This is a genomic window from Carboxylicivirga fragile, assembly GCF_050589805.1.
GTDB lineage: Bacteria > Bacteroidota > Bacteroidia > Bacteroidales > Marinilabiliaceae > Carboxylicivirga > Carboxylicivirga fragile.
Map to the genome: position 1 here is coordinate 1 of NZ_JBNGOY010000007.1, position 12,211 is coordinate 12,211.

A 12,211-nucleotide genomic window follows, 5' to 3' on the forward strand; every position below is an offset into this window, starting at 1 on the left:
GTCAAATCAAATCAAAAAATCAAAGAACGTTTGTATGTTGTTGAAATATAATTTATTGCAAATTGTTTTTAAAAATTAACGCATCACTAGTAATGCCGAATTTTAAACCTTTGGAGTGTACGTAATCAACAACATTTTTCATTCCGTTAGGAAATTTCTTTGGGTCTGGTACCAAATTATTGTTTTCATCACGTTCCTTGGCCATCCAACCGTCGTCCAATACGAGATATTCATAACCTGCATCACGCAAACCCAACTCAACAAATGCATCAGCAATATCTTTTACTAATTGTTCATTAATATCTGTTCCGAAGGTATTCCAACTATTCCATCCCATTGGTGGCGTTAATGCTAGATTCTTGTCTTTTTGGGCATTAAGTGTAAATGTAATCAAACTTAATACTATAAAACTTAGTGCTGTTTTCATTTTTATCCAGTTTTTCTTAGTTTGTTTAATTTAAAAAATCTTCTCAAGTGTCAAGAACATCAGTCTCTCGTAGTATTTATGTATAATTATTTCAAATGTCAATAATTATTTAGCGTTTTAAGTAAGTCAACACCTCAATTACTTTTCCATACGGATACACCAGCGGGCTTCAGCACCTTTTCTCCAAGTAGATATTTACCATCATAGGCAAGTTCATAAACTTTTGATGAATAATTAACCGCTACCATAAATCCATCACGATACATCACAAAAACACCTTCAGGGTAATTTTCGACAGGCACATCATTATATGCAAACGCTCTCTTCAATATATCCCTTTCTAACAGCCCTTCCAACGATTCAACACCTATATACCAAACCTTGCCTTTATCAATACTTTGAGAAATAATACAGGCATCACCTTTGTAAAACTGGTCGTTATATCTCGCCAAAATATCAGATGTAGAGTTGGCAATTACCTGATCACCCCATGAGCTCCACTGGTATGTTTTACCATTCATTATCACCTGACCACTTTTACCAGCTGACAGCATATCAAAGGTTTGAACCTTTCCGCCTATTAATTCATTCATGATGCCGGAAAGGTTACTCTCCCACAAATGCGCATTGACATCTTTAGCACCAGTTCGAGTGCTAATAATCAGGTTCCCCCCCTGGCTCACGTAATCTTTCCATTTTTGAACTAAGGCTTCATCTACCATTTCGTAAGCCGGTACAATTAAAAACGGATAATCGGTAAAATCATCCTCCACTGAAATAATATCAACCGGCGCTCCCAAAGAATGTAAGATAGATTGGTAGCCTTGCATATGTTTCCAAGTATCCCATTGGGAGGTTTGCTTCTGCCGCTCCAAACTCCAAAGGTTATCAAACGACCACATAATAGCAGCTTTACGCTTTTGCAATATTTCAGGCATTTCTGACTTAGATGAATATTCTTTGCGCAATTGGTTAATCTCTTTAATAACCTGTGCATACTCCTTACCCCCCTGACTTAAATTCACACCATCTGTTGAAACTATGCCATGATGATATTGTTCGGCTCCGTATAACACCTGACGATAACGATAGGTACACGCATATGAACTACCACCAGCGAAACAATGCCACAACCACATACGCACAATACCTGGTTGTAATAGAGAGTTATGGTTGGCCCAGTTAACCTGTCCTGGTTGAAGCTCCATCACTCCGGTTATTCCATCAATTAATTTATAATAGTCATTCGCATACATCAAAACTGAATAATCTCCCAACCTAAAGCCTAGATCTCCTAAATTTGCACTTCCGTAATTCGGATAAGCCGTAAATGAGGCAAAATCCATCTTTGTACTTCGACGCGGATCGGTTCCATTTCCTTTAGCCACGTAATTGGTAGTGATAAATTGAGTCTTATCAATATACTCTCTGAGCACCTCGGCTTGAAAATCGAGAAAAGCAGCCTGTGTGTCCGCTGTAAAACGCTTAAAATCGAGCAATGCAATTGGGTTGGCGCCCCACCACCCCACATTGGTTGCATTATGGATATTCACCTCATCAAATGCACTGTATAATTGACTCCAAAAGGCCGTTCCCCAAGCTTCATTCAAAGCATCAACCTTTGAATATTTTTCTTTAAGCCATAGCCTGAAAGCCACTTGAGATGCTTCACTGTAATCTTCTTTTGCTTCGGGTTCGTTATCTATTTGCCAACCCATAATGGTTTTATTGCGTCCATAACGTTTAGCCATGGCTTCAACAATCTTTTTGGTATAGCTTAATACTATTGGGTTTGACAAAGACATATTTGCTCTAGTGCCATGCTCTTTACGTTGATAATGGGCATCTTTAATATAAATATCTGAATGCTTTTGGCTTAACCAGACTGGCGGACAAGGTGTAGGTGTTCCCAGTATCACTTTTAATCCATTTTTATCTGCCAGTTCAATGACTTTATCCAACCATTTAAAATCATACTGACCTTCTATAGGCTCTAATTGCGCCCATGCAAATTCAGCCATATGGATAAACTCAAAACCATGGTCTGTAATGTTCTTAATGTCGCGCTCCCACTGATTTGGTGACCAATGCTCAGGATAATAATAAACACCTAAAGACATTAATTCTTCTTTAGGAAAGAAACCTTTCGCACTAACAAATGAACTCAAGGCGAACAGGTATAAGAATGAAACAATAATTTTTCTAATCATATCTTTTATTAATGTCTTTAATTGAAACTTTAAGGCGGCTACTCAATCCTACAAAAGTTTTTTATGCGCCACTCTAACCAACATTTATAATTCAAACCATCACAATAAAAGGCAACATGCCTCTTGAAGATCATAGATAATTAATGGTTTATTTTCATCTTTTAGATTTACAACAACGAAAAGAAAGTTTGTTTCACTTATTAAATCATATGCTAATACTCCCAACTTATCAACTTGATAACTTTTTGTTTCTCCATTTCTATAATGTAAAGAAACATACTCAATCCTATTCACACACATACTTACTCTCTCTGTAGTTATGTTCACCTATTAAAGACCTTTTACACTGGTCTAAAACTATTATAAACCCAGCGATTAAAGGTGCAAGAATGATAACTATACATGCAGATTTGTTAACAAGCAGAGGGCTGGCATTATCAACAAATAGCAGAAAAGAATTACCCTCCACAAACCACTTAATGACAACACTTTCTAATTAATTAAGAAATTATTTATCTCCGAAACGTTTCTTTGAATTCTTAAAACCACAAGTCTTCCTCTATTAAAAGTAGAGATAAGAATATGTCACAGCAGGAATCCGTTGTTTTAAAAAATAAGTTCGCCACCGACATATGGCTTGTTATATTATTTACTCTACTTTAATAGATAAGCTACTATTCTCAAGTCCATCGGATTTTGCTTGAAGGATTATTGTTCCCGGCTTGTCACTTTCCTGCACAATCACTTGTGCCAATCCATTAAACAAACGTCGTTTATTAGTCTCCGACTTGGTGAGCACCTGAATAACACCCGGTTTTTTGTTGGGATCATCCCATTTGTGCTTTGGCTCAAAAGGTTTTGTGATGATCACTGCATCATTCTTACCTTTATTCAACCAGTCATTATGGATAACAAAAGAGGCCAGGCCGCCACTCGCTATTGTTTCGGCACTTAACAAATGACTGTTAATATAGATTTGCTGTGCCTCCCCCACGTGATGATAAAACCAGGTAATGGTTTGGCTGTCGTACGGTGTTTGCTCCAATTCAAAGGTAGCAGTCATCACTTTAACACCCGGCAAGGTTAAGATACGCTTACGTTCTTTCTTATCCAATACAGCAAGCCATTCTTCTGCCTCAGTACTTTTTAGCTCGTATATAGTGGCTTCCGGCAATTCCAACTGTTGATAATCATCCACAAACACTTCTTTCTCCAGGGAAGTTGGATTACCATTACCCACACCGATTATTTTTCCGGGACCTTCCAACTCAAAATGAATCAGATTGTCCGCTGTTGGCACAACCACTCCCTTTTCATCCAACACTTCAACAGTTATCATAGCTACTCCTTTATTATTCAGCTCCGATTGAGTATTGCTTAATTGAATAGAACTTGGCTTTCCGGCTGTTGTTCTCTCGGTCACCTTTACTGTCTGTCCGTTTTTATAGGCAACAGCTTTAATGGTTCCTGGTTCATAAGGCACATCCCAAGTCAAATGTCCATTCAGCTCCATTTGCTTCTTGCCCAACGAACGGCCATTGAGCCACAACTCGACTTCTTCGGCATTGCTATAAGCCCACACATCAATGGTATCACCTTCGCGCCCTTGCCAGTTCCAGTGTGGCAACAAGTGTAAAACATCTTCTTTATTCTGCCACCACGATTTCAGATAATAGACATTGTCTTTGGGGAAACCGCATAAATCCATCATTCCAAAATACGAGGTAACCGACGGCCAGGCGTAAGGCGTTGGTTCGCCACGGTAATCAAAACCTGTCCAGATAAACATGCCAGCCAGGTAATCGCGCTCGCAATAGTGTTTCCAGCATTCCTGAATGGTAAACCAATCTTCGAGTGGCTTCACATCATAAGCCGTTTTGTAATGCTGCTCGTCATCCACTTCATAAATGCCACGAGTGGTATAGGTTGAACCTTCTTCTGTACCAATACAAGGCGTATTCGGGAATTTTTTATGGTATTCATCGGTGCTGCCGTGCACCAGGTAATTGAAGCCCATCACTTCGACCGTTGTGGAGGAACCATCGCCCCAACCACCACTAACAGCAACGTTTATCGGACGAGTTGGGTCGATCTGCTTCGCATAATTCTGCATGGTCTGTGTCATGCGAGCGCCAATATCGTTCCACTCAATACCCCACTCTTCATTACCAATTGACCAAACAATAACAGACGGGTGATTGCGGTCGCGTCGAATTAAACGCTCCAGCTCTTGCAGCGCCTTTTTAGTCGTCCCCATAAGCCGATTTTCATCAATAACGAGCATGCCCATCTCATCGCACAATTGCAACAACTCAGGTGTTGGTGGGTTATGAGAACTGCGGATAGCGTTGCTGCCAAAGTTTTTGAGTTGCTGAATGCGCCAGCGAATCAAATCATCGGGCATGCCACATCCTACGCCCGCATGATCCTGGTGATTATTTGTACCTTTTAATTTGATGTGTTCGCCGTTTAAGAAGAAGCCTTTATCAGCATCAAAACGAACGCTCCTGATTCCGAATGGTGTGGTGTATTCATCCACCAAATGACCATCAACCAGCAGTTGTGTTACCATGCGATGTAGATACGGATTCTCGAGCGACCACAATTGCGGCTTTTCTGCTGAAAGGTTTGCTTTAACGGTTGTTTGACCCATCGGCTTTAACTGCACATGACTCACTTCCGATGTTGAAATAATTTTTCCACTGGCATCTATTAACTGATGTCTTATTTCAATTTCAAAGGCCTGAGTATCGTTATTGGCTATATCGGCCTCAACAGTAATATTGGCTGAGTTTTCACTTATCTGGCTATAAACAAACGTGCCGTCTTTAGGAATGTGTACATTGGGTGTTTTGCGCAGCCACACATGCCGGTATATACCAGCACCTTCGTAGTACCAGCCCTCTTCCATGCTTACATCAGCCCGAACGGCCACGATGTTTTCTGACCCATAATTGAGAATATCGCTAATGTTATAGCTAAAGCTTTGGTAGCCGCTTGGTTCGTTTCCTAAATAATGACCATTGACCCACACTTTAGCATCGCGCGAAACCCCATCAAAATCCAGAAATATTTGCTTGCCCAAATCAATGCTGTCGATAACGAATACCTTTCTATACCAACCAACAGACACATCGGGAAAACCCGGACCAATGGCCTTGTATCCATGGCTATGACTGGCGCTGGCACTATGAGGCACTTCAACAGCCCAATCGTGCGGCAAATTCAATTTTCGCCAAGCTCGGTGGTCGAACGCCAATGTTGTAGCTCCATCACCTCCATACCGAGCTTTTGCCAAATAGGTAAAATAACTAGTGCCAGTATTAAAATCCTTAGATTTATCAGTAGGGTGCCCAAATGCAAAATACCAGTTATTGTCAAAGTTGATACGTTCTCTTGCGGTTTGCGATTGAACCAATGAAAAAAGAAAACATGCAATTAATAAAAATCCTGTATGTTTCATAAGTCTGTTTTTTTCAGTTCCACTAATTCCTTATAACGAATGCTTTACATTATGCCATTCATAAGTAGTAAAACTAGAGGCGGGCAAATGATCTTGGTTAAATAAATCGGGTGTTGCAGAATTGCGCCATGCAAAACGCACATGTATGGGCTTTTTAACAGCTGGTGAACTAACAATCACCTTATCCTTCTTAATGATGCCTTCTGACTTATGCCATATTAAATCTTCACCAGCCACTTCAAACTGCTGCATGGCATCACCCGAACTATATAAGCCTTCTGCATAATCAAATTGCACGATAATCGTTTCGTTTTTCACTTCGTAGGCCTTAAAAAGAGGCCCTGAAACCGGCCATTCGTTCAAACCATAAGTTTTATTGAGAGCCAGCTGAGCAAAGCGTTGTCCTGCATCTATTTTATTGCGCGGATGAATATCGGTAGTATCGCCAATATCGCTCAAAACCACCATGCCCGAATTTGGAATAATATCTAAAGCGCGACGTTGCGCATCCCGCACTTTCACACCATCATCGTTTTGATAGTGCATGAAAGGCGCAATTTGGGCATAATAAAACGCAAAATTAGTCTTGAACTTATCGCGCCAGGTTTTAACCAGTAATTCTAACATATCGGTATAAGCATAAGCGTTCTCCACATTGGCTTCGCCCTGGTACCAAAGCACACCTTTAATATTAAATGGCAACAAAGGGGCAATCATGGCATTGTAAGTATAAGCCACTTCATTGGGTGCCCAAGGGAAATGAGGCAACTTGTTAGCAGCATCGTTTAAGTGTTTTCTCGACCTGATTTCATATTCAGGTATCCAAGATTCGATTGGTGTACCACCCCAATTGGAACTGATAAGTCCAACAGGATAATTGGTTTTCTCATTCAGTTCCTTCCCAAAAAAGTAAGCGATCGAACTGAAATTTCGCACTGATTCCGGTGTGCATTTAAGCCATTTACCCTTCAAGTCGATATTTGGATAGGGTGCACTTCTCCACTCTACATGAAATAATCGAATTTCGTTATTATCAGCTTGTTTGGCAGCTTCTTCCCCATTGATTATTCCATGATTAATCGACCATTCCATGTTCGATTGTCCGGAGCAAAGCCAAACTTCGCCCATTAATATATCTTTAATGCTTACTTTATTATAACCTTGGATGGTAACTTCGTGTATCTGTCCTGCTTCAGGTGTTTTCAATTTAATCGACCAATTACCGTTTTGCGAAACCACCGTGTGCGTTGTATCAGTACTCCATGTAGTGGTAACATATACATCTTCCAAAGGCTTGCCCCATCCCCAAAGTTCAATATATGCATTTTGCTGCATGACCATATGATCACCAAAAATAGCTGGTAAAGATATATTTGCTTTTAAACTAAATGCCATGAATAAGGCCCACAAAAAAAGACCTCCTTTAATTCTAAAAAACCTTGCTCTCATTATTTTAAATTTTTAGCCATTGCAAGGTATGCAGACTTCAATAGTGAGCTGTTCACTATTGTTACCATCTATGTACTCTAATGTTAATCAATTGAAGTAGTACATGAATGTTCTATTGCTTTTTAACTTGCACATCAAATTCGTTTGCCCAACTTATAGTTTTTATAATCAATTTCTTAATTTATGGCTATTGAATCAAAACACTTTTATATTATAACGTTATTTTTTTCCTAAAAGGTTGAATTTCAAAATAAGTTAGCGAACGCCACAACCATTCGAGAGGACCATATATAAAGTAATTAAGCCATATTTTACTACATATAATTTGCACTATATAAATTACAATCCCTAAAATAAATAAAGCCGAAACGCCCCAATTACTGAAAATCGAACCAAATGCCCATACAGAAAAAATAAAGCTTCCAATTACTCCCTGCATTATATAATTTGTAAGTGCTGTTCGTCCATACGGTGCTAAAACTTCAAGAAATATTCCAAATTTGCGTGTATTATATAATAATATAAATCCCATTATTAAAGACCCCGTAAATAATACGAGACTAATATCTTCTAAGGTCTTTACAATTAATGTTTCAGAAGCCAATATCTGACCTTCCGGTCTAAAAAAGATAAAAATATTGAGTGGAGGAAATAGCTTTTGAACCCATGTAAATAATATGGTTGCAAGGACAAACCCAATAAAGAGAAACATATTTCTCTTCTTATGTTTATGTTCGTTTTCAAAAAAGCGATTGCGTCCAAGAAGAAGGCCGAGGATAAATAATGCAAAAGTAATATAGCCTCGGCCAATGAAGCCAAATTGATAATTTAGCTTGCCTGGAAGTCGTTCCTGATAATTAAACTTTGCAATATTTAAAAAAGAAGGATTAGCTAAATGCTCTGGCACAGCACGGGAGGCTTGTGTATTATTCATTTGTTCCCGTGTTTCGACTTGTTCAGTTTTTACGCTTTTATTATGATTAAAGGCTTTTATTACACGTGGACCTCCGAGTAATAAAAACGCAACAATTGTTATCAACATCCAGCTTTTAAACCGATATAGCGGCAACATTAACAAACCCAAAAAACCATACACCGAAATAATTTCTACACTATAAAAAGAATGACTTATTAATCCCATGACTAATAATAAAATCATTCTCCATACAAATCGCATACGAAAATCAATACCTTTTTTTGCAGCCCTGTCCATTTGAATAAAAAAACTTAAGCCAAACAGCAAGGCGAAAATATTAATAAATCGTCCCATTATAATGTTATTCCCAATCCATTGAACTGCTTGGTCAAGTTCAGGAAAACGATGCACTTCATTCTGCGATGGCGTTGAAAATATTCCAAAATGCTGAATCATATGCATTAGAATTACACCTAACAATGCAAAGCCTCTGAGTGAGTCTAATATTGTAATTCTTTTAAGTGGTGATGATATTGATTTATTTTGTACCATATTTAAGTATTTGAGTTTATTTTTTCGATTATTTTATCACTTTAAAGGGGCTTCTACTTTGGAGAATTGAAGAATAAAATCGGGTAATCTTTTTCCTTTTATTTGAATATAATCAAATTCTTTATTAAATTCATTCACTTCTTCTACAGAAAACTTTATCGTGTCGGCACCAATATTTTGTGCCATATGTGCCATTTGAGTTGTGCCAGGAATTGGAACTACCCAATGTTTTTGAGCCGTTAACCATGCAATTGCTATCTGTGCAGGAGAAGCCTGCTTTCGTATTGCCCATATCTTGATTAAATCAACCAGCTTCAAATTTTGGGGTAGATTTTCAGGAGAATATCTCGTTGTTCTTGCCCTTAATTCACTTGGTGAAAATTGGGTATTCGAATCAATTGCCCCTGTGAATAGTTGGCAAGCGAGTGGCCACCGTGTAACAAACCCAATTCCTAACTCCTCACATATCGGAATTACGTCTTTCTCAGGGTCGCGCCATATCATTGAATACTCGTTCTGAATGGACTTAAGGGGGAGTTCCGCATGTACTCGCCTTATGGTTTGAAGTCCAAGTTCGGAAAGTCCCCAATGAAGTACTTTACCTTGTTCCATGATGTCATTAACCGCACCAGCTACATCTTCAATTGGCACTTCCGGATCGACCCGGTGCTGATATAGTAAATCAATACGATCAGTGCGAAGTCTTTTCAACATTCCTTCTACTGCAAGCTTATAATGTACCTCCGGCCATTGCTGCCCTTGATTTAAAGAACTTCCTTCGATTAATTCCCTGATTTGATTTATTGTCCGTTAAGTTTTCCATAGCAAAACAAGTTTAAAATACAATGTATTAATGACCTCTGGGAGTTAGTAATTTTGTGAATGAAAGAGAACCCAATTTCCATTCATCATCTTGCTTAATATACACCTCTGTAACTTCAAAAGGATTAGTAACTTCGTTTCCGCCAACCACAGCCAGCAAGTCTATTTGGTTCAACAAGATGGCTGTATTGTCAATAATATTTACCGTAACTTCTTTAATATCGGCTTTCTTGTACCAAATACCACCATCTTTTATAATACGTATTTCCTGTTCTTTCCCCCAAGAACCTCCCATGTGGACAAACACAGCCTTTTCGTGAAACAGTTTGTTCAATTTATTGACATTTTTATCGCTCATCCATTGCCACTTATCTTTTGATAATTGTATGATTTCAGTTTTACTCTCAGAGTTCTGTGCAAGAGAAAACTGCATGGATATTATAATTGAAAACAATCCTGTAATTAAATATTTCATATCATCTGTTTTAAAGTGAATACTTTCTTAACAAATATTTGACTCTTTAGACAAATATGGAAAGAAATAGCTAAGAGCCAAGCCATCATTTGAAACCTGAATAATTAGATCCATAGGGTTTCCTTTATAATTGATAAAAGAATATCCCCGTTTATTTACGCAATTGTTTACTCGCCATTGCCTGCCTGTTTTAGGCTCATGTACTTCACTATAAGTTCCAATATCGCTAACTGAAACCAACGAAAGTCCTTTAGTAAAATCAACATCCTGACGAAACAAGCCTAGTTTAGAAATTTCTAAAACCACAGCACCTTGTTTTGTAACTTAGTAAAACACTTTTCCTTCAGACCTCACTTCTAATTGCATTTCGATACATCTTGGCTTTATTTGTGTGGGTGATACTCATAATTCTTAAACTTAACCTTTCCCTGACCAATCGAACATAGTCCAATGCGTAAACTCATAAAGCCACTTAATACGTTATGATGGTAGGCTGAACAATCAAACGAGTTTTCAATTTTAAACCATTCTTTACCATCTAGACTGTAATACATATCCACAATATTATTGGTGTTATTTAATCTTAAATGAACGTGTTGGCTAATCGCATTCTTCTCAGAAACAAATTGCCAGCCGCGTAAATTGGCAAGAATACTGTTTTTGTCTGCCAGGATACCGGAGTAAGCCCGCTCGTTATAAAACAGCACCAAGCCTCCAATGGCATTACCTTCAATCTCTAACTTTACATCTACCGTATAACTATGGTCTGAAGGAATCGTTAATAAAGGAGAACAGTTTGACACATCGTTGCCTTTACCATTCATAACAAAGCCATCGGAACTACAAGTATATCTTGTATCTCCACTTTCTTTATAAAACTTCCATTGACTTTTTAATTCAGTAGCATTAAATGGGTCAGATAAATTAAACTCTTCAGTATGTTTATTATCAAGCTGCGGTATAGCGATTGGTTTATCAATTTCTGTTGCATCTGGTATTTTATACCATCCATCTTTAGTCCACTCAAGAGGTGTTAGCATGGTTTGGCGCCCCATGTGATAAAAACCATTTTCGAAACCATGAAATATCATATACCACTCATCGTTGGAATCATCAAAAATAGTGGCGTGTCCTACTGACCACCATTGCTCATCAACCGATTGTGTTCTTAAAATAGGGTTGTATGGCGAGTTTTCCCATGGACCCAAAGGCGATTTCGATCGCGCTGATATCACCATGTGGCCGGTTGGTGGTCCGGCTGTTCCTCCCTGAGCCACTGTCAGATAATAGTAGTCGCCACGCCTAAAAAGCTTAGGCCCTTCCATGCAAAAACACTCAATTGTCCAGTCACGCGGAATTATCCAACCATCATAACTGTGCTGTATATCTCCTGTAATTGACAATCCATCTTTTGACAAAGGCACATAACTGCCATTGTTAAAGTACAAATAACGGTTACCTATTTCATCAACCACATGTCCTGGGTCGATTAATTCAATATCAAGTAAAACAGGTTCACTCCATGGACCTTCAATATTATCAGCCGTCACCACATAGTTTTTATTACTAGCCGGAAAATAGATGTAATACCTGCCATCATACTTTACTAAATCAGGTGCCCACACTGAACCTACATATTTATGTAACGCATTTGATAAAGGTAGCCAATTTATCAAATCGGTAGAATGCCAAACTAAGAGGCCAGGATAATACTCAAAGGAAGAGTGCACGAGATAAAAATCATCACCATCCCGCAAAATACTCGGGTCGGGATAATCACCTGCGAAAACAGGATTGAGAAATGTTTCATTATTTCGACTTCGTTGAGACTGAGCTATGGCTGAAAAACTAATCAGACTAATAACTATTACAAATAAAATCTTCTTCATCGATGTTT

8 protein-coding genes and 1 pseudogene are annotated in these 12,211 nt (G+C 38.5%); all 9 read right to left on the minus strand.

Going from position 1 to position 12,211, the window contains the following annotated elements; translation table 11 throughout:
- Window positions 1–52: 52 nt before the first annotated feature.
- The 9 genes and pseudogenes from ACRD7B_RS04225 to ACRD7B_RS04265 all read right to left on the minus strand — a co-directional run bounded on the left by ACRD7B_RS04225 (window position 53) and on the right by ACRD7B_RS04265 (window position 12,203).
- Window positions 53–427 (minus strand): alpha-galactosidase, encoded by a 375-nt coding sequence (locus tag ACRD7B_RS04225; protein ID WP_430823226.1) that lies wholly within the window; start codon window positions 425–427, stop codon window positions 53–55.
- Window positions 428–561: 134 nt separating this feature from the next.
- Window positions 562–2,637, minus strand: a complete 2,076-nt coding sequence (locus ACRD7B_RS04230; protein ID WP_430823227.1) for a beta-galactosidase — start codon at window positions 2,635–2,637, stop codon at window positions 562–564.
- Window positions 2,638–3,286: 649 nt separating this feature from the next.
- On the minus strand, window positions 3,287–6,100 hold the full coding sequence (gene galA, locus ACRD7B_RS04235) for a beta-galactosidase GalA (protein ID WP_430823228.1): 2,814 nt from the start codon (window positions 6,098–6,100) through the stop codon (window positions 3,287–3,289).
- Window positions 6,101–6,130: 30 nt separating this feature from the next.
- Window positions 6,131–7,549, minus strand: a complete 1,419-nt coding sequence (locus ACRD7B_RS04240; protein WP_430823229.1) for a sialate O-acetylesterase — start codon at window positions 7,547–7,549, stop codon at window positions 6,131–6,133.
- A 211-nt stretch (window positions 7,550–7,760) separates the two neighbouring features.
- Entirely contained in the window at window positions 7,761–9,017 is a 1,257-nt protein-coding gene (locus ACRD7B_RS04245) for a DUF418 domain-containing protein (RefSeq protein ID WP_430823230.1), read from the minus strand.
- A gap of 36 nt (window positions 9,018–9,053) precedes the next feature.
- The gene (locus ACRD7B_RS04250; protein WP_430823231.1) at window positions 9,054–9,731 is read right to left on the minus strand and encodes an aldo/keto reductase; all 678 of its coding nucleotides are present in this window, start codon (window positions 9,729–9,731) and stop codon (window positions 9,054–9,056) included.
- A 136-nt stretch (window positions 9,732–9,867) separates the two neighbouring features.
- Complete coding sequence (locus ACRD7B_RS04255) at window positions 9,868–10,314, minus strand: nuclear transport factor 2 family protein (RefSeq protein ID WP_430823232.1); 447 nt, start codon at window positions 10,312–10,314, stop codon at window positions 9,868–9,870.
- A 27-nt stretch (window positions 10,315–10,341) separates the two neighbouring features.
- Window positions 10,342–10,626 (minus strand): annotated as a pseudogene (locus tag ACRD7B_RS04260) (glycoside hydrolase family 97 N-terminal domain-containing protein); the annotation flags it as partial.
- Window positions 10,627–10,697: 71 nt separating this feature from the next.
- Window positions 10,698–12,203, minus strand: a complete 1,506-nt coding sequence (locus ACRD7B_RS04265) for a family 43 glycosylhydrolase (RefSeq protein ID WP_430823233.1) — start codon at window positions 12,201–12,203, stop codon at window positions 10,698–10,700.
- Between the last annotated feature and the right edge of the window lie 8 nt (window positions 12,204–12,211).

Coding starts and splice junctions, on each gene's coding strand:
- ACRD7B_RS04250 (WP_430823231.1), bottom strand. CDS start 9,731: ATGTTGAAAAGACTTCGCACTGATCGTATTGATTTACTATATCAGCAC.
- ACRD7B_RS04265 (WP_430823233.1), bottom strand. CDS start 12,203: ATGAAGAAGATTTTATTTGTAATAGTTATTAGTCTGATTAGTTTTTCA.
- ACRD7B_RS04225 (WP_430823226.1), bottom strand. CDS start 427: ATGAAAACAGCACTAAGTTTTATAGTATTAAGTTTGATTACATTTACA.
- ACRD7B_RS04245 (WP_430823230.1), bottom strand. CDS start 9,017: ATGGTACAAAATAAATCAATATCATCACCACTTAAAAGAATTACAATA.
- galA (WP_430823228.1), bottom strand. CDS start 6,100: ATGAAACATACAGGATTTTTATTAATTGCATGTTTTCTTTTTTCATTG.
- ACRD7B_RS04240 (WP_430823229.1), bottom strand. CDS start 7,549: ATGAGAGCAAGGTTTTTTAGAATTAAAGGAGGTCTTTTTTTGTGGGCC.
- ACRD7B_RS04230 (WP_430823227.1), bottom strand. CDS start 2,637: ATGATTAGAAAAATTATTGTTTCATTCTTATACCTGTTCGCCTTGAGT.
- ACRD7B_RS04255 (WP_430823232.1), bottom strand. CDS start 10,314: ATGAAATATTTAATTACAGGATTGTTTTCAATTATAATATCCATGCAG.